At 74.0% G+C, this 17362-nt stretch carries 16 protein-coding genes; 9 read left to right on the plus strand and 7 right to left on the minus strand.

Annotated features, from left to right (window positions below; genetic code table 11):
* Positions 1-34 precede the first annotated feature (34 nt).
* Positions 35-1426 carry a glycine--tRNA ligase gene (locus ACFWEK_RS08235; protein WP_429764159.1) on the minus strand — a complete coding sequence of 464 codons (1392 nt, stop codon included), beginning with the start codon at positions 1424-1426 and terminating at the stop codon, positions 35-37.
* A gap of 142 nt (positions 1427-1568) precedes the next feature.
* A complete protein-coding gene (locus ACFWEK_RS08240) occupies positions 1569-1919 on the minus strand; it encodes a YciI family protein (protein WP_430547956.1) in 351 nt (116 codons plus the stop codon).
* Between the two features lie 99 nt (positions 1920-2018).
* On the opposite strand from ACFWEK_RS08240, the gene ACFWEK_RS08245 reads away from it, so the two are divergent.
* The 9 genes from ACFWEK_RS08245 to ACFWEK_RS08285 all read left to right on the plus strand — a co-directional run bounded on the left by ACFWEK_RS08245 (position 2019) and on the right by ACFWEK_RS08285 (position 9964).
* Positions 2019-3011 (plus strand): metal ABC transporter solute-binding protein, Zn/Mn family, encoded by a 993-nt coding sequence (locus ACFWEK_RS08245; RefSeq protein ID WP_430553736.1) that lies wholly within the window; start codon positions 2019-2021, stop codon positions 3009-3011.
* Entirely contained in the window at positions 3008-3880 is an 873-nt protein-coding gene (locus tag ACFWEK_RS08250) for a metal ABC transporter ATP-binding protein (protein ID WP_430553737.1), read from the plus strand. The genes ACFWEK_RS08245 and ACFWEK_RS08250 overlap by 4 nt, the downstream gene beginning before the upstream one ends.
* Positions 3881-3894: 14 nt before the next feature.
* Positions 3895-4818, plus strand: a complete 924-nt coding sequence (locus ACFWEK_RS08255) for a metal ABC transporter permease (RefSeq protein ID WP_430548024.1) — start codon at positions 3895-3897, stop codon at positions 4816-4818.
* A gap of 41 nt (positions 4819-4859) precedes the next feature.
* A complete protein-coding gene (locus tag ACFWEK_RS08260; RefSeq protein WP_430553742.1) occupies positions 4860-5252 on the plus strand; it encodes a Fur family transcriptional regulator in 393 nt (130 codons plus the stop codon).
* A 33-nt stretch (positions 5253-5285) separates the two neighbouring features.
* Positions 5286-5840, plus strand: coding sequence for a DedA family protein (locus ACFWEK_RS08265; protein WP_430553738.1), 555 nt, complete (start codon positions 5286-5288; stop codon positions 5838-5840).
* Positions 5837-6883: a FecCD family ABC transporter permease gene (locus tag ACFWEK_RS08270; protein WP_430547960.1), complete on the plus strand. Its 1047-nt coding sequence runs from the start codon at positions 5837-5839 to the stop codon at positions 6881-6883. The genes ACFWEK_RS08265 and ACFWEK_RS08270 overlap by 4 nt, the downstream gene beginning before the upstream one ends.
* Position 6884: 1 nt before the next feature.
* Positions 6885-7958 carry a FecCD family ABC transporter permease gene (locus tag ACFWEK_RS08275; RefSeq protein ID WP_430547961.1) on the plus strand — a complete coding sequence of 358 codons (1074 nt, stop codon included), beginning with the start codon at positions 6885-6887 and terminating at the stop codon, positions 7956-7958.
* Complete coding sequence (locus tag ACFWEK_RS08280; RefSeq protein ID WP_430553739.1) at positions 7955-8845, plus strand: ABC transporter ATP-binding protein; 891 nt, start codon at positions 7955-7957, stop codon at positions 8843-8845. Before ACFWEK_RS08275 ends, ACFWEK_RS08280 begins: the two co-directional genes overlap by 4 nt.
* Positions 8846-8908: 63 nt before the next feature.
* Entirely contained in the window at positions 8909-9964 is a 1056-nt protein-coding gene (locus ACFWEK_RS08285) for an iron-siderophore ABC transporter substrate-binding protein (protein ID WP_430553740.1), read from the plus strand.
* A gap of 65 nt (positions 9965-10029) precedes the next feature.
* On the opposite strand, the gene ACFWEK_RS08290 is transcribed toward ACFWEK_RS08285, so the two are convergent.
* The 5 genes from ACFWEK_RS08290 to ACFWEK_RS08310 all read right to left on the minus strand — a co-directional run bounded on the left by ACFWEK_RS08290 (position 10030) and on the right by ACFWEK_RS08310 (position 17169).
* Positions 10030-10824 (minus strand): isoprenyl transferase, encoded by a 795-nt coding sequence (locus ACFWEK_RS08290; protein WP_430547964.1) that lies wholly within the window; start codon positions 10822-10824, stop codon positions 10030-10032.
* Between the two features lie 43 nt (positions 10825-10867).
* Positions 10868-11599: a DNA repair protein RecO gene (gene recO, locus ACFWEK_RS08295; RefSeq protein WP_430547965.1), complete on the minus strand. Its 732-nt coding sequence runs from the start codon at positions 11597-11599 to the stop codon at positions 10868-10870.
* Positions 11600-11688: 89 nt separating this feature from the next.
* Positions 11689-13461 carry a 2-isopropylmalate synthase gene (gene leuA, locus ACFWEK_RS08300; protein WP_430547966.1) on the minus strand — a complete coding sequence of 591 codons (1773 nt, stop codon included), beginning with the start codon at positions 13459-13461 and terminating at the stop codon, positions 11689-11691.
* A 240-nt stretch (positions 13462-13701) separates the two neighbouring features.
* Complete coding sequence (locus tag ACFWEK_RS08305; protein WP_430547967.1) at positions 13702-15417, minus strand: hypothetical protein; 1716 nt, start codon at positions 15415-15417, stop codon at positions 13702-13704.
* Between the two features lie 183 nt (positions 15418-15600).
* The gene (locus ACFWEK_RS08310) at positions 15601-17169 is read right to left on the minus strand and encodes an alpha/beta hydrolase family protein (RefSeq protein ID WP_430553741.1); all 1569 of its coding nucleotides are present in this window, start codon (positions 17167-17169) and stop codon (positions 15601-15603) included.
* Positions 17170-17362: the final 193 nt, after the last annotated feature.

Genomic DNA, 17362 nt, shown 5'->3' on the forward strand with positions numbered 1-17362 from the left:
CCCGAGCCCCTTCGGACGTTCGGGCGGGCTCCCGTCAGAACGCGGCGAGGTGCTCCGCGAGGTACGCGGTGACCTTGGCGAGCGCCACGCGCTCCTGCGCCATGGTGTCGCGGTGGCGGATCGTCACGGCGTCGTCGTCGAGGGTGTCGAAGTCGACGGTGACGCAGAACGGCGTGCCGATCTCGTCCTGGCGGCGGTAGCGGCGGCCGATGGCGCCGGCGTCGTCGAAGTCGACGTTCCAGTTCTGGCGCAGCTCCGCGGCGAGGTCGCGGGCCTTGGGCGACAGGGCCTCGTTGCGGCTCAGCGGCAGGACGGCGGCCTTGACGGGCGCGAGGCGCGGGTCGAGGCGCAGCACGGTGCGCTTGTCGACGCCGCCCTTGGTGTTGGGCGCCTCGTCCTCGGCGTACGCCTCGACGAGGAACGCCATGAGGGAACGGGTCAGGCCCGCGGCCGGCTCGATGACGTACGGCAGCCAACGCTCGTTCGTGGACTGGTCGAAGAACGACAGGTCCTTGCCGGAGTGCTCCGAGTGGGTCTTGAGGTCGAAGTCGGTGCGGTTCGCGATGCCCTCGAGCTCGCCCCACTCGCTGCCGGTGAAGCCGAAGCGGTACTCGATGTCCACCGTTCGGGTGGAGTAGTGCGAGAGCTTCTCGGCCGGGTGCTCGTACAGACGCAGGTTCTCCGGGTCGATGCCCAGGTCCGTGTACCAGGACATGCGCGTGTCGATCCAGTACTGGTGCCACTCTGCGTCGGTGCCCGGCGCGACGAAGAACTCCATCTCCATCTGCTCGAACTCGCGCGTGCGGAAGATGAAGTTGCCCGGCGTGATCTCGTTGCGGAACGACTTGCCGATCTGCGCGATGCCGAACGGCGGCTTCTTGCGCGACGCCGCGGCCACGTTGGAGAAGTTCACGAAGATGCCCTGCGCCGTCTCCGGGCGCAGGTAGTGCACGCCGGACTCGTCCTCGACGGGGCCGAGGTACGTCTTGAGCATCATGTTGAAGTCGCGGGGCTCGGTCCACTGACCGCGGGTGCCGCAGTTCGGGCAGGCGATCTCGGCGAGGCCGCCCTCGGGGGCGCGGCCCTTCTTCTCCTCGAACTCCTCGATCATGTGGTCCTCGCGGAACCGCTTGTGGCACGAGAGGCACTCGGTCAGCGGGTCGTTGAACGCGCCGAGGTGGCCGGACGCGTGCCACACCGGGGTGGGCAGGATGACGGCGGAGTCGAGGCCCACGACGTCGTCGCGGCGCGTCATCGCGCGCCACCACTGCTGCTTGATGTTCTCCTTCAGCTCCACGCCGAGGGGTCCGTAGTCCCACGCGGAGCGCGTGCCGCCGTAGATCTCGCCGGACTGGAACACGAAACCTCGCCGCTTGGCGAGGGAGACGACGGCGTCGAGCTTGGCGCTGGGGGACGGTGCTGCCACGGATCACTCCTGGGTGTCGGGCCGCCACGTGGCTCGTGGGGCCGGTGCGGGGAACGCCGCCCGGTCGGCACGTCGGGGCCCGACGTCGACCGGCTGCGGTGGCCCCAGCCTACCGGGGCCGCTCGCCGACCCCGGGCAGGTCTCAGGCCCCCGCCTCGTCCACGGAGCGCGGCGGCGCACCCGGACCGGCGGCGACCATCCCGGCCGGCACCAGCCACGCGGTGCACTCGGCCACGAACCGGCCCGCGAGCACCCCCGGGTCCCGGGCCCACACCTCCCTCGCCTCCTCGGCGCCGCACGTCATGACCGCGAACCCGCGCACCCGCTCGTCGGCCCCGTCGGCCGGTCCCGCCGCGAGCAGCAGGCCGAGCGCGTGCAGGTCGGCGACGGCGGCCAGGTGGGCGTCCTGCACCTGCAGCTCCTCGTCCGCGGGCAGCGGCGCCCAGTCGTCCGGGCGCACCAGCCGGACCAGCACCAGCTCGTCGAACCGCATCGGGTCCCCCGCCCCGGCCGCCTCGGCGCGGCCCCTGCCGTCAGGGTACGGCGCGACCTCGAGTTGACAACCGTTCTCAACTTCCTGAGAATCGTTCTCATGCTTCGCCGACGCGCGGCTCTCGCCGCCCTGCCCGTCCTCGCCCTGCCCGCCGTGCTCGCGGGCTGCTCCACCGACGACGGCGCCGCCGACGGCACGCTCGAGGTGCTGGCCTCGTTCTACCCGCTGCAGTACGTGGCCGAGCAGGTGGGCGGCGACCTCGTCACGGTCTCCAACCTCACCCCGCCCGCCGCGGAGCCGCACGACCTCGAGCTCTCGCCCGCCCAGGTGCGGGAGATCGGCACGGCGGACCTCGTCGTGTACTCCTCCGGCTTCCAGACGGCGGTCGACGAGGCCGTCGAGACGCAGGCGCCGGAGCACGTCGTCGACACCAGCGACGTCGTGACGCTCGAGAACCACCCTGGCACGCCGACCGACGAGGACGCCGCGGCCGACCATCTCGAGGAGGAGCTGGACGAGCACGCCGACGAGGGCGGCGACGGGCACGACCACGCCGCCGAGGGCGCCATGGACCCGCACTTCTGGCTCGACCCGACGCGGGTGATCGACGTCGGCCACGCCGTCGCCGCGTCGCTCGGCGAGGCGGACCCGGAGCACGCCGCCACGTACGCCGAGAACGCCCGCGTCCTGGAGGCGTCGCTCAAGGACCTGGACGGCGAGTTCGAGGCCGGCCTGCAGGAGTGCGCGTCGCGCACGCTCGTCACGTCGCACGAGGCGTTCGGCTACCTCGCGGAGCGCTACGACCTGCAGCAGGTGGGCATCGTCGGCCTCGACCCGGAGGCGGAGCCCTCCCCCGCGCGCCTGCGCGAGGTCGGTGCCATCGTCGAGGAGAACGACGTCAGCACGATCTTCACCGAGACGCTGACCAGCCCCAAGGTGGCCGAGACGCTGGCGAACGACATCGGCGTCACGACCGCCGTCCTCGACCCGCTCGAGGGGATGTCGAAGGACGCGGCCGAGGCCGGGGACGACTACGTCTCGGTCATGCAGGACAACCTGGCCGCGCTCACCGAAGGGCTGCAGTGCTCATGACCACGCTCGCCACCGATTCCCCGGGCGCCGCGACTCCCCCGCCGCCGCGCGACGCCGCCGTCCCCGCGATCGAGGCCCGCGACGTGCACGTGCGCCTCGGCGCCAGCCCGGTGCTGCGCGGCGTGGACCTCACGGTCCGGCGCGGCGAGGTCGTCGCCCTGCTGGGGGCGAACGGCTCCGGCAAGTCGACGCTGGTGCGCACCCTGGTCGGCGTCCTGCCGACGACGACGGGCAGCGTGCACCTCTTCGGCCACGCGCTCGGCGACGACGTGCCCTGGTCCCGCGTCGGGTACGTCCCGCAGCGGGTCAGCGCGGCCGCCGGCGTCCCGTCCACGGCCGCGGAGGTCGTGGCCTCGGGCCTGCTGCACGGCCGGCGCCTGCGGCTGCCGCGCGGCTGGCGCGCCCAGGTGCACGAGGCCCTCGACCTGGTCGGCCTCGCCGACCGCGCCCGCTACGCCACGCACCAGCTCTCCGGCGGCCAGCAGCAGCGCGTGCTCATCGCCCGCGCGCTGGTCCGCAAGCCCGAGCTGCTCGTGCTCGACGAGCCCGTCGCGGGCGTCGACCGGCCCAGCCAGGAGGCCTTCGCCGCCACCATGACGAGGCTCGTGGCCGACGGCATGACCGTGCTGGTCGTCCTGCACGAGCTCGGCGAGCTCGCGCCGCTCGTGCAGCGCTGCGTCGTGCTGCGGCACGGCCGCGTGGTGCACGACGGCGCCCCGCCGACGCCGCAGCCCGGCCACGGCGGCGAGGCCCACGACCACGTGCACCCGCACGCGCACCCCCGCACCGTGCAGCACCCCGAGAACGTGCGCCTGGCGGAGGGGCCCTTCGACCGGCCCGACGACACCGAGGACGAGGTGGCACCGTGAGCGGCCTGTGGGAGATGGTCACCGACCCGTTCATGCAGCGCGCGCTCGTCGCGGCCCTGCTGGTCGGCGTCAGTGCGCCCGTCGTCGGCACCTACCTGGTGCAGAAGCGCCTCGCCCTGCTGGGCGACGGCATCGGGCACGTCGCGCTCACCGGCGTCGCGCTCGGATGGCTGGTCGGCGCGGCGATGGGCCTGGTGCCCGACGACGTCCTCGCCGTCCCCGGCGCGGTGGTCGCCGCCGTCGCGGGCTCCGTCCTCATCGAGGTGGTGCGCCGCCGCGGCCGCACGTCGGGCGACCTGGCGCTCGCCATCCTGTTCTACGGCGGCATCGCGGGCGGCGTGCTGCTCATCGGCCTCGCCGGCGGCTCGTCCGGCAGCCTCATGGCGTACCTGTTCGGCTCCATCTCGTCGGTCACGCTGTCCGACGTCTGGGTCACCGTGGCCCTGTGCGGCCTCATCCTGCTCATCGGCCTCGGGCTGCGTGCGGCCCTGTTCTCGGTGAGCCACGACGAGGAGTTCGCCCAGTCCTCGGGGCTGCCCGTCTGGGCCCTGAACATGGCGGTGGCCGTCCTCGCCGCGCTGACCGTGACCGTCGCGATGCGGGTCGTCGGGCTGCTGCTCGTCTCGGCGCTGATGATCGTGCCGGTCGCGATCGGCCAGCTCGTGACCCGGTCGTTCCGCCGCACGATGCTGGTCGCGTCCGTCGTCGGCGTGGCCGTGTGCGTGACCGGGCTGTCCATCACCTACTGGCACAACGTCTCGCCCGGCGCGCTCATCGTCGTGCTGGCGATCGGCGTCTACGCGGTGGTCGCGGCGCTGCACCCGGTCCTCGCCCGGCGCCAGGCCCCCGTCGACCCGCACCCCGACATCCCCGACGACGTCACCGTCTCCCCGGCCGGAGCCGGCCGGGCCGCCCCTCAGGAGGAGTGCACGCCGTGAACGACACGACCCCGACCGTCCGCACCGCCGCGCCGCCGCGGATGACGCGGCAGCGGGCGGCCGTCGCGGACGCCCTCGGCGACACCGACGAGTTCCGCAGCGCGCAGCAGCTGCACGAGCTCCTGCGCGCCCGCGGTGACGCCGTCGGGCTCGCCACCGTGTACCGGACGCTGCAGGCCCTGGCCGACGGCGGCGACGTCGACGTCCTGCGCAGCGAGGACGGCGAGAGCCTGTACCGCCGCTGCGCCCGCCGCGAGCACCACCACCACCTGGTGTGCCGGTCGTGCGGCCGCGCGGTCGAGATCGACGGACCGACGGTCGAGCAGTGGGCCGCGTCGGTCGGCGCTACGCACGGCTTCGCCGACATCGAGCACACCGTGGAGCTGTGGGGCACCTGCTCCACCTGCCGGGCGCCGGACGACCGGTCGAATTAGGACAGCCATACCTCAGTCGGGCACAATGTTCCCGTGCACCTGACCGCTCCCGCGCTCGCCGCGGCCGCCGAGGAACCCACCGGCGTCTTCACGATCGCCGGGGTGCCGTTCTGGGTCGTGTACGCGGCGGCGTTCGGGATCGTGCTCGTCCGCGCGCAGGCCACCTACTGGGCCGGGCGCGGCGTGGCCCGCGGCACGGCCCGCGGGCGGGTCGCGGACGCGCTGGCCCGCCCGGGCGCGGCGGCCGTCATCGAGCGCGTGAACCGCTGGGGCCCGCCCGCGGTGACGCTGTCGTTCTTCACGGTCGGGGTGCAGACCCTCGTCAACCTCGCCGCGGGCTACCTCCGCATGCCCTTCGGGCGCTACCTCGCGGCCCTGCTCGCCGGCTGCGCCGTGTGGGCCGGCATCTGGACGACGATCGGCACCGCCGCCGTCAACGCGGCGATCGCCGTGGGCCTGCGCCACCCCGTCACGCTCGTCGCGGTCGGCCTCGGCGCGGTGGCCCTGGTCTCCTGGGCGGTCTACCGGCTGACCCGTCGGAGCGCCGCCGACCAGACGGTCGCCCCCGCGACCGAGGACGCGTCGTGAGCGCGACGACCGCTGCCGTCACCCCCGCCGCCCGGCCCGCGTCGGCTCTCGTCGCCCGCCGAGCCCGCGGCCGTCTGCTGCTGATCGTGGCCGCCCTCGTGGTGCTCGCCCTCGTCGTGCTGGCGAGCCTCGCGCTGGGCGTGCGCGACATCGACGTCGCGACCGTCTGGCAGGCGCTCACCCACCCGGTCGCGGGGAACGTCGACCACGACGTCGTGCGGGACCAACGCGTACCACGGACGCTGATCGGGCTCGCCGCCGGCGCGGCGCTCGGCATCGCGGGCACCCTCGTGCAGGGCGTCACGCGCAACCCCATCGCCGACCCGGGCCTGCTCGGCCTCAACTCGGGGGCGTCGCTCGCCGTCGTGATCGCCGTGTCGATGCTGGGCGTGGCGTCCCCGCTCGGGTTCGTCTGGTTCGCGTTCGCGGGCACCGCCGCCGCCGCGCTGCTGGTCTTCTCCATCGGCGCCGGGCAGCCGGTCAAGCTCGCCCTCGTCGGCGCGACCGTCACCGCGCTCATCACGCCCCTGATCACCCTGGTGCTGCTCCGCGACCCCGAGGCCTTCAACATGTACCGCTTCTGGGCGGTGGGCTCCCTCACGGGGCGCGGCACCGAGACGCTGTCGGTCCTGTGGCCCTTCGTCGTCGTCGGCATCGTGCTCGCGGGGGCGCTCGCGCACCGGCTCTCCATGCTCGCGCTCGGCGACGACGTCGCCTCCGCGCTCGGTCAGCGCGTCGGGGTGACCCGCGGCCTCACGGCGGTCGCCGTCATCCTGCTCGCCGGCACGGCGACGGCGCTGGCCGGTCCGATCGCCCTCGTCGGGCTGGCGGTGCCGCACGCCGCCCGCCGCCTGGTCGGCACGGACTACCGCTGGATCGTGCCGCTGACGGCCGTCCTCGGCCCCGTCATGCTGCTGGGGGCCGACGTCATCGGGCGGCTCGTGCTGCCGCACTCCGAGCTCGAGGCCGGCGTCGTCGCCGCCGCGATCGGCGCCCCCGTGCTCGTGGCCGTGGCCCGCGGCCGGACCGTGGCAGGGGTGTGAGATGACCGCCGAGCTCGCCGCCCGCTCCGCGGACCACGACGCCCCCGACGCCCCCGCCGACCCCGTCGTCGCGCTGCGCCGCCGTCGCCGGCGGCGGCTCACCCTCGTGGTCGCGTCGCTCCTCGTCCTGCTCGTGGCGTTCGCGACCCTCGCCCTGACGCTCGGTGAGGCCTCGCTCGCGCCCGGCCGCGCCCTGGCGGCGCTGTTCGGCGTCGGCTCGGACGGCGACCTGTTCGTCGTGCAGCGCCTGCGGCTGCCCCGCATCGAGACGGCGGTCCTCGCGGGCGCGTCGTTCGGGCTGGCGGGCGCCATGTTCCAGACGACGCTGCGCAACCCGCTGGCCAGCCCCGACATCCTCGGCATCGCGAGCGGCGCCAGCCTCGGGGCCGTCACGGCGATGCTCGTCCTCGGCCTCACCGGGCTCGCCGTGTCCGGGGCGGCGTTCGTCGGCGCCCTGCTCGTCGCGCTCGCCATCTGGCTGTTCGCATGGCGCCAGGGCCTGCACTCGATCCGCTTCGTCCTGGTGGGCGTCGGCTTCGCCTACCTGTGCTCGTCGCTGCTCGCCTGGCTGCTGGCGAGCGTCGAGATCCGCGCCGCCCAGTCCGCGCTCGTGTGGACGGTCGGGAGCGTGGCCGACGTGCGCGGCGCGGACCTCGTGACGTTCGCCGCGGCCGCCCTGGTGCTCGGCGCCGGGATCGCCGCCGTCTCGCGGTGGCAGGGACCGCTCGCGCTCGGCGACGACAACGCGCGCGCCCTCGGCGTCCCCGTCGACGCCGCCCGCGTGACGTCGCTGCTGCTGGCCGTCGGCCTGGTGGGGGTCGCGACGTCGTTCGTCGGCCCGCTCGCCTTCGTGGCCCTCGTGGCCCCCGCGATCGCGCGCCGCCTGCTGTCCGACGGCGGGGCCGCGCTCGCCGTCTCGGTGCTCACGGGCGCCGTCCTCGTGCTCGCGGCCGACGTCGTGGGCCAGCACCTGCTGTTCGGACTCGAGGCGCCCACAGGCATCGTGACCGGCCTCATCGGCGCCCCCTACCTGCTGTGGCTCCTGGCCACCGACCGAAGGAAGAGGCTCGCATGACCGACGTGCACCGGCACCCCGCGCCGCCCGCGCGTCCCGACGCGACGCCGGGCCCGTCCCACGGCACGACGGGGACGGCGGCTCGGGACGTCACGCTGCGCGCCCACGGCGTGAGCCTCGGCTACGACGGGCGCCGCGTGATCGACGGTCTCGACCTGGAGCTCCCCGCCGGCCGCGTGACGGCGATCGTGGGTCCCAACGCCTGCGGAAAGTCGACGCTGCTGCGCGGCCTGGCCCGGCTGCACCCGCTCGACGGCGGCCGCGTGACGCTGGGGGGCGAGGACGTCGGCGGGCTGTCGCGCAAGGAGCTGGCGAAGCGGGTCGGCGTGCTGCCGCAGTCGTCGATCGCTCCGGACGGCGTCCGCGTCGCGGAGCTCGTGGGTCGCGGCCGGTACCCCCACCAGGGCTGGTTCGGCCGGCACAGCTCCACCGACGACGGCGCGGTGCTGCGCGCCCTCGAGGCCACCGGGGTCGCCGACCTCGCCGACCGGCCCGTCGCCGAGCTGTCGGGGGGCCAGCGCCAGCGCGTGTGGATCGCGATGGTGCTGGCGCAGGAGACCGACTTCGTGCTGCTCGACGAGCCCACGACCTACCTCGACCTCGCCCACCAGGTGGATCTGCTCGACCTGCTGACCGAGCTGAACCGCACCCGCGGCACCACGGTCGTCATGGTGCTGCACGAGCTCAACCTCGCCGCCCGGTACGCCGACCACCTCGTGGTGATGAGCGCCGGGCAGGTCGTGGCCGAGGGGCGCCCCGGCGACGTCCTCACCGCCGCCTCGGTGCGCGCGGCGTTCGGCCTGCGGGCGCAGGTCGTGCCGGACCCGGTGTCGGGAACACCACTCGTCGTCCCCCTCGGACGGACGCACGACGGCACCCCGGGATAGGTTAGGCTCGCCTCACCTACTGTTCCTCTCGCGCCGCCGGCGCGAGCACACCGAGGAGAACCCGTGCGTCTTCGCCGACCTCTCACCGCTGCCGCCGCCCTCGCGGCGACGGCCGCCCTGACCCTCGCCGGCTGCGCGTCCGACGACGCCCCGGAGAGCGACCAGTCGGCCGCCTCGGGCAACGTCCGGTCCGAGCCCACCGACGAGTTCCCGATCACGATCGAGCACGCGCTCGGCGAGACGGTGATCGAGAAGGCGCCGCAGCGCGTCGCCACCTGGGGCTGGGGCTCCACCGAGGCCGCCATCGCGGCGGGCGTCTACCCGGTCGCGGTCGCCGAGCAGATCTACACCGTCGGCGAGGACGCGCTGCTGCCATGGGTCGAGGACGCCTACGACGAGGAGGGCGTCGACAAGCCCGCCGTCCTGTCCGACCCCGAGGGCGGCGCGACGGTGCCCTACGAGGAGTTCGTCGAGGCGAAGCCCGACCTCATCGTGGCGCCCTACTCCGGGCTCACCCAGGAGCAGTACGACGTGCTGAGCGACATCGCCCCCGTCGTCGCCTACCCGGACGCCCCGTGGACCACGACGTGGCAGGACACGATCACGCTCACTGCCCAGGCGCTCGGCCGCACCGACGCGGGCGACCAGATCCTCGGCGACATCGACGACTTCGTCGCCGAGAAGGCTGCCGAGCACCCCGAGTTCAACGGCATGACGTTCGCGGCGATCTACGACGACCCGACGAAGGGCATCGTCTCCGTGTACACGCCGAACGACCCGCGGACCGTGTTCCTCGAGGGCCTGGGCGTGAAGAACGCGCCCTCGGTCACGGAGCTGGACACGTCGAACGGCAGCTTCTACTACGACCTGTCCTACGAGGAGCTCGACAAGCTCGACTCGGACTTCGTCATCTCCTACTCGGCCAGCGAGGAGGCGGCCCAGGCCTTCGACGAGAACAAGGACCTCCAGGCGATCCCCGCGGTCAAGGCCGGGAAGGTCGTGGAGGTCGTCGGCACCGCGGAGGTGTCGGCCGTGTCGCCCCCCACCGCCCTGTCGGTGTACTGGGAGAAGGGCCTGCCGGCCCTCGTCGACTCCATGGCCGAGGTGCTCGGCGACTGACCGCCGGCTCGCCATCCACGAACCCCCGTCCGGTCCTCGCGACCGGGCGGGGGTTCGTGCTGAGATCAGTCGGCGTCGGGGGTGTCGACGGCACCGCCGTAGCGACGGTCGCGGCGGGCGTACTCCTCCACCGCGCGCCAGAGGTGCCGCCGGTCGACGTCGGGCCACGGCTCCGGCAGGAAGACCATCTCCGCGTACGCCGCCTGCCAGATCATGAAGTTCGAGGTGCGCTGCTCCCCCGACGAGCGCAGGAACAGGTCGACGTCCGGCAGGTCCGGCTCGTCGAGGTACTTCTGGATCGTCTTCTCGGAGACGCGCGCCGGGTTGAGCTTCCCGGCGGCGGCGTCACGGGCGATCGCCGCCGCAGCGTCCGCGATCTCCGCCCGCCCGCCGTAGTTGACGCACATCGTCAGGGTGCAGCGGTCGTTCTCCTTGGTCATCTCCTCGGCGACCTGCAGCTCCTTGATCACCGACCCCCACAGCCTGGGCCGACGCCCCGCCCAGCGGATGCGCACGCCCCACGACGACATCTCGTCGCGACGCCGGCGGATGACGTCGCGGTTGAAGTTCATGAGGAACTTGACCTCGTCCGGCGACCGCTTCCAGTTCTCGGTGCTGAACGCGTACGCGGAGACGTGCTTCACGCCGATCTGCACCGCGCCGGCCACGACGTCGAGCAGCGACTTCTCCCCCTGCTTGTGCCCCTCCACCCGCGGCAGCCCGCGCGCGTTGGCCCACCTGCCGTTGCCGTCCATGACGATCGCCACGTGGTTCGGCACGAACTGCTTCGGGATGTTCGGCGGCGTCGCGCCCGAGGGGTGCGGGTAGGGCTCGGCGTACTCGCCGGACGAACGGGGCATCAGGCCTCTCTCTCGATCAGTGCGCGGGGTCAGGCACGCAGGGTCAGGCGCGCTCGATCATGCGCAGCGAGCGCAGCGTGCGCTCCAGGTAGTACTGGGAGTAGGCGGCGACGAGGCCCGAGGCCTCGGTGCGGTGGCGCGCCTCGGAGGCGTCCGCCGTCTCCCAGTCCCCGCCGAGCAGGGCGCCGAGCAGCGCAAACGTCTCCGGCGCGGGGGCGGTGGAGCCGGGCGGGCGGCAGCGGGAGCACACGGCCCCGCCCTGGCCCACGGAGAACGCGTGGTGGGGCCCCGGCTCGCCGCAGCGGGCGCAGTCGGTGAACGACGGCGCCCAGCCGGCCACGGCGAGCCCGCGCAGCAGGTACGAGTCGAGCACCAGCCCCGGCGCGTGGGCGCGCTCGGCGAGCGCCCGGAGCGCGCCGGCGAGCAGCCAGTACTGCTGGACGGCGGGCTCGTGCTCCGCGGCGACCAGGCGGTCGGCGGCCTCGAGCATCGCCGCGCCGGACGTGTACAGCGCGTAGTCCTCGCAGATCGCGCGGGCGTACGGCCCGATCGTCTCGACCTGCGTCACGGTGTCGAGGTTGCGGCCGGAGTGCAGCTGCACGTCCACGACCATGAACGGCTCCAGCCGGGCCCCGAAGCGCGACGACGTGCGCCGGACCCCGCGACCGACCCCTCGCACCTTGCCGTGCTCGCGGGTGAGGAACGTGACGATCCGGTCGGCCTCGCCCAGCTTGTGGGTGCGCAGCACGATCGCGTCGTCTCGGTACAGGGGCACGGGCTCATTCTCTCAGCCCCCACCCACGAAAGCTGTCAGGACCAGCGCCGTGGAGACACGACGCCGGTCCTGACAGCTCGCGGGACGGGTCAGCCGCGGGCGGCGCGGTTCACAGCGGAGACGATCGCCTTGAGCGACGCCGTCGTGATGGACGGGTCGATGCCGACGCCCCACAGGACGTCGTCGCCCACCTGGCACTCGACGTAGGCCGCGGCGGTGGCGTCGCCGCCCTCCGACAGCGCGTGCTCCGCGTAGTCGAGCACCCGCACGTCCACGCCGACCTTCGAGATCGCGTCCACGAACGCCGCGAGCGGTCCGTTGCCGGTGCCCTCCAGCGTGTGCTCGACGCCCTGGTCCAGGACGTCGACGGCGAGCGCGGTCGCGCCGCCCTCGGCCGACGTCGACCGGGTCTCCCGCAGGCGCAGGCGGCCCCAGGGCTCGAGACCGCGGGCGTCGTGCTCCTCGACGGGCAGGTACTCGTCGCTGAACATCCGCCAGATGTCGGAGCCGGTGACCTCGCTGCCCTCGGTGTCGGTGTAGTGCTGCACCACGCCGGAGAACTCGATCTGCAGGCGGCGCGGCAGGTCCAGCGAGTGCTCGGTGGACAGCAGGTACGCGATGCCGCCCTTGCCGGACTGCGAGTTCACGCGGATCACGGCCTCGTACGACCGGCCCACGTCCTTCGGGTCGATCGGCAGGTACGGGACGCCCCAGGTGAGCTCGTCGACCGGCTTGCCCTCCGCCTCCGCGCGGGCGCCCATGTGCTCGAAGCCCTTCTTGATCGCGTCCTGGTGGGAGCCGGAGAACGCCGTGAAGACCAGGTCGCCCACGTACGGGTGCCGCTCGTGCACCGGGATCTGGTTGCAGTGCTCCACGGTGCGGCGGATGCCGTCGATGTCGGAGAAGTCGATCTGCGGGTCGACGCCCTGGCCGAACAGGTTCATGCCGAGCGTCACCAGGTCGACGTTGCCCGTGCGCTCACCGTTGCCGAACAGGCAGCCCTCGATGCGGTCGGCGCCGGCCTGGTAGCCGAGCTCGGCGGCGGCGACGGCCGTGCCGCGGTCGTTGTGCGGGTGCAGCGACAGCACGACGTGCTCCCGGAAGGCCAGGTTCCGGTTCATCCACTCGATCGAGTCGGCGTAGACGTTCGGGGTGGCCATCTCGACCGTCGCCGGCAGGTTGATGATCACCGGGCGCTCGGCCGTGGGCTCCAGCACCTCCAGCACCTCGTTGCAGATGCGGGCGGCGAACTCGAGCTCGGTCCCGGTGTACGACTCCGGCGAGTACTCGTAGTACACCGTCGTCTCGGGGATGGTCTCCTCGAGCTTGCGGCACAGGCGCGCGCCCTGCAGGGCGATGTCGACGATGCCGTCCATGTCGCTGCGGAAGACGACCTCGCGCTGCAGGATCGACGTCGAGTTGTAGATGTGCACGATCGCCTGCTTGGCGCCGCGGATGGCGTCGTAGGTGCGCTCGATGAGGTGGTCGCGGCACTGCGTCAGCACCTGGATGACCACGTCGTCGGGGATGCGGCCGGTGTCGATGAGCTGGCGCACGAAGTCGAAGTCCGTCTGCGACGCGGACGGGAAGCCGACCTCGATCTCCTTGTAGCCCATCTGCACGAGCAGGTCGAACATGCGGAGCTTGCGCTCGGCGTCCATCGGCTCGATCAGCGCCTGGTTGCCGTCGCGCAGGTCGACGGCGCACCAGCGGGGGGCCTTCGTGATGCGCTTGTCGGGCCAGGTCCGGTCCGGCAGGTCGACGACGATCTGCTCGTGGAACGGGAGGTAGCGCGTGTACGGCATCCCGGAGGGGCGCTGGGGGTTGGCGCCGGCGATGCCCTGGGGGTGATGGTTCTGCATGGTGTCGCGTCCTTCGGTGGGGGCTCGGTGACCCACGTCCCGGGTGGGGTCGTCGGTCATGACCAGTCGGCCGGCGCGCCACAACCTCCGCGACGGGGGTCCGGCCTTAGAGGGCCCCGCCGCGGCACCGAAGGAGAAGGCTCACCGTGCGCTGCACGCTGCCACCGTACACCTTCGTCAGGGCGTCGCCTGGGGCGTCCAGGATCCGACCGGACGCCCGCCTTGCCGCAGCGTATTGACCTAGCGCCGGGAGCGCAGCGCGGCGTCCACGGCGGGGTCCCCGAGGGCCCCGAGCCAGTCCAGCAGCGCCGGGTAGGTCGACGGGTTCGCGGCCACGTACGAGCGCAGGTGGGGTGCCTCCGCCGAGATCCGCGCGAGGTCCGCGAGCGGCGTCGACGGGTCCATCGCCTGGGCCACGGACCAGCCCGGCGCCTGCACGGGCGCCGTCTGTGCGGGTGCCGCCTGCACGGGCGGGAGCACCTGCGTGGAGTCCGGCGCCTGAGCGGCCCGCACGGGCGCGATCTGCTGGGTGGCGTCGAGCGGCCGCGGGTCGGGGCGTGTCGCGACCGGGGCGGCCTGCGGAGCCCTGCCCGCAGGCTCCGCCGCAGGAGCGACCGGGTACGCCCCGGTGCCGGACGACGGCGCGGCGGCCTCGGGGCGGCCCGCCGTCGCGGTCTCGGCCTGGGTCCGGGCCGGGGTCTCGGACACGGCGTCGGACGCAGCGACCGACGGCGCGTCCTCCGACGGCCCGGACGGAGCCGGCTCGGGCGTCTCGGGCTCCGACGCGACGAGCGCGCGGACCGACGGCGGCACGAGCAGGACGGCGAGCGCGACGGCCGGCAGGCCGAACGCCACCAGCAGCTCCTCGACGTTGGACTGGGTGCCGAGGCCGGCGCGCGCGACGACGATCACCAGGCCCAGCACCACGACGACGCACGTGGCGCCGACGGCGGTGGCGTGCCCGGCGCGCGGGTCGCGCGCGAGCGCGCGCCGTGCGGCGACCGCCACCCCGACCATCAGCACGCCGACGACGAGCCTCAGGACGCGCCCCACGCTCACGCCGTCCGCCACGACCAGCAGCAGCGCGACGAGGGCGACGAACGCGGCGACCAGCGCGACGAGGCCCAGGGCCCGCAGCGCGACGGCCACCCAGCGCGCCGCGCGGACGTCGTCGGGCTCGTCGGCCGTGGCCGCGGCGTCGTCGACGATGCGCCGCGCCGTGATCGCCGCGACCACCGGCAGGAGCAGGAGGCCGAGCCGCTGCTCGTGCACGCTCTCGAACCACGGGTCCACGTTGCCCCCGGCGAAGAGCACGAGCTCGAGCGCGACGGCGCCGCCCAGGGCCAGGAGCACGTAGCCGGAGGCGAGGTCGCCCGAGCGCAGGTACGTGCCGACCGTGAACCACAGCACGCCCAGCACCACGAGGGCGTTGAGGAGGCCGACGACGGACACGACCCACGGAGCGCCCTGCACGAGCGCCGCGACCGGGGTCGCGAGCGTGCCGAGCGCGACCACCCCGGCGACGACCGCCGGGGCGTGCGCCCAGCGGGACGCGGCCGCGAGCGCGGCGCCCGCGAGGCCGACCGCGAGCCCCGCTCCGACCCCGCCCGCGGCGTCCGCCGGGGCGAGGGCGTCCAGCACCAGGTACACGACCGCGACGACCGCGTAGGGCACGCAGGCGAGCGCGACCGTGCGCCGCGAGGTCAGGACGTCCCACGACGACGGGCCGACTCCGCCGCGCCGCAGGTAGGGGGCGGCGATCGCCAGGAGCGCGAGGACGGTCGCGAGCACGATCTCGAGCCGGTCGCTGCCGCGGTGGGCGTGGTCCCACGGCAGCGGGAGGGCGACGAGCAGCGCGAACGCGGCCACCACGTCGCGCACGAGCTCGCGGACCGTCACACCGCCGAACGGTGAGCGCTCCTGCTCGGGTGCGTCGAGGGTGTCGGGATCGGTCATGCGTGCGTCTCCAGGGCTGGGCTCCGAGGGGGACCGGGTCGTCGTGCCCCCGCCCCCGTTTCTACCCGACGCCGGGGCTCTGCGTCGTCTCCCGCGCGGACGGGTCGGTCACACCGTCGCGACTCCCGCACGCCGTGCTCACGCACCGGCCCCGCGACCTGCCCGGCTGCCGGTGGTGCCCGGTCAGATGCCGAGCTGGTACACGCCCCAGTACGCGAGCGTGCCCAGGAGGGCGAGCGACCCGGCCAGGGTGCACCAGAACGTCAGCACGGCGGGCCAGCCGCGTGCCACGACGACGACGTCGGCCCCCGCCCGGCGCTCGGCGCGGGCGTCGGCCACCCGCCGGATCACCAGGGCGGCCGCGACGGCGGTCGCGACCCCGAGCAGGCGCACGACGATCCAGCCGCCCTGCACGACGAGGCCGTCGCGCTGGTAGTCGAGCGCGAGGCGCGCCACGGCCAGGAGGTACACGACGAGCGCGACCATCGTCGCCACCGACCCGACGCCGAGGCCGAGCAGCGACGACCGGAGACCGCGGGCGAGGCGCGGCGCGGCGACCGACGACCGGCGCAGGAGGGCGCGCCGCACCAGGGCGTGGACGCCCCACACCAGGGGGCCGACCAGCAGCAGGGCGGCACCCGCGATCACCGCGCCCACGACGATGTCCCCGTTGCCCCACCACCGCGGCTGCGGGACGGCCGAGGCGACGTAGAGCTGGTTGGGCGTGTCGCCGGCGACCCGGGGCGGCGCGTCGGCCGTGCCGGGCATGCCCTGGACCCAGGTGGCGACGTCGCGCGCGAAGTCGGGATGCAGGTGCATCCCGCCGTCGAGCGGCACGTTGATCCCGTGGTTGGCCCCGGCGTAGTAGCGCACCGTCACGGGGGCGTCGTCGCCGTTCACCGCGGTGTCGGCGATGACCTGCCGCGCGCCCTGCTCGACCGGCATCGACGGGTCGGCGGTGCCGTAGACCACGAGGACCGGGGCGGTCTGCTGCTCGAGCCACGGGCGCACGTCGAAGTCGGCGTACTCGAAGCCGCCGCCGGGCAGCTGCATCCCGACCGCGCGCGGGATGGCGCGGAACACCTGCTGGGGCACGCCGGTGTTGCGCAGGTAGCTGTCGACCGCGAACGCGGCCTGCTGCCGCGGCGGCACCACGGGCGCCGAGACGAGGACCGTGTACGCGATGGTCGGGTCCTCCGCCTGCATGACGGGCACGATCCAGGTGCCCTCCGACTCGCCGTAGACGCCGACCTGCTCGGGGTCGACGCCGTCGATCGTGCGCAGCAGGTCGACCGAGTGCTGGTAGTCCGCGGCCATCGCCACGTAGTCGCGGTCCCGGGTGGTGTACGTGTCCAGGCGCTTGTCCGGCACGAGGGTCACGACGCCCGCGCTCGCGAGGGCGCTGGCCGACTCGGTGAAGGCCTCCGTGGACTTGCCCGTGCCGGCGCCGTGCACGTAGACGACGCCGGGCCGGTCGGCCAGCAGCTCGCCGTCGTCGCCCAGCGGCTGGCGCAGGAGGCCGCCGACGACGGCGCCGTCGAGCGGGATCGTCACGGCCGTCTCCCGGACCTCGAACTCGCCGACCTCGCCGATGTCCGCGCCGGGGGCGACGCCGCCGATCGAGGTGTCGTCCGTCGCCGGGACGAGGTGGTCCGTGACCGGCACCGGGTCCCACTGCGGACCGGCCACGGCCCCGGTCAGTGCCAGACCCACCAGGATCGCCGCTGTCGTCGCAATAGTCCGGAACACCACGCAGCGATGCTACTCGGCGCCGTCCCCGCGCACGGCAAGGATTTCCCCCGGCGCGGTCAGGCGGTCAGGCCGTCAGACGGAGACCGTCTCCCGCTCCTCCTTGCCCGAGCCGCCCTCGGCGGCGTCCCCGTCGAGCTTCTTGCGGAGCTTGTCGCCCTCCACGTCGAAGTCGGGCAGGGCACGGTCCAGCCAG

Source organism: Isoptericola sp. NPDC060257 (genome assembly GCF_042726645.1).
Taxonomy (GTDB): domain Bacteria; phylum Actinomycetota; class Actinomycetes; order Actinomycetales; family Cellulomonadaceae; genus Isoptericola; species Isoptericola nanjingensis.

What these genes read in the sequence shown, in the direction of transcription:
- ACFWEK_RS08255 (WP_430548024.1), top strand. Translation starts at nt 3,895, where the DNA reads ATGGTCACCGACCCGTTCATGCAGCGCGCGCTCGTCGCGGCCCTGCTG.
- ACFWEK_RS08240 (WP_430547956.1), bottom strand. Translation starts at nt 1,919, where the DNA reads ATGCGGTTCGACGAGCTGGTGCTGGTCCGGCTGGTGCGCCCGGACGAC.
- ACFWEK_RS08280 (WP_430553739.1), top strand. Translation starts at nt 7,955, where the DNA reads ATGACCGACGTGCACCGGCACCCCGCGCCGCCCGCGCGTCCCGACGCG.
- ACFWEK_RS08305 (WP_430547967.1), bottom strand. Translation starts at nt 15,417, where the DNA reads ATGACCGATCCCGACACCCTCGACGCACCCGAGCAGGAGCGCTCACCG.
- ACFWEK_RS08260 (WP_430553742.1), top strand. Translation starts at nt 4,860, where the DNA reads ATGACGCGGCAGCGGGCGGCCGTCGCGGACGCCCTCGGCGACACCGAC.
- ACFWEK_RS08250 (WP_430553737.1), top strand. Translation starts at nt 3,008, where the DNA reads ATGACCACGCTCGCCACCGATTCCCCGGGCGCCGCGACTCCCCCGCCG.
- leuA (WP_430547966.1), bottom strand. Translation starts at nt 13,461, where the DNA reads ATGCAGAACCATCACCCCCAGGGCATCGCCGGCGCCAACCCCCAGCGC.
- ACFWEK_RS08290 (WP_430547964.1), bottom strand. Translation starts at nt 10,824, where the DNA reads ATGCCCCGTTCGTCCGGCGAGTACGCCGAGCCCTACCCGCACCCCTCG.
- ACFWEK_RS08245 (WP_430553736.1), top strand. Translation starts at nt 2,019, where the DNA reads ATGCTTCGCCGACGCGCGGCTCTCGCCGCCCTGCCCGTCCTCGCCCTG.
- ACFWEK_RS08275 (WP_430547961.1), top strand. Translation starts at nt 6,885, where the DNA reads ATGACCGCCGAGCTCGCCGCCCGCTCCGCGGACCACGACGCCCCCGAC.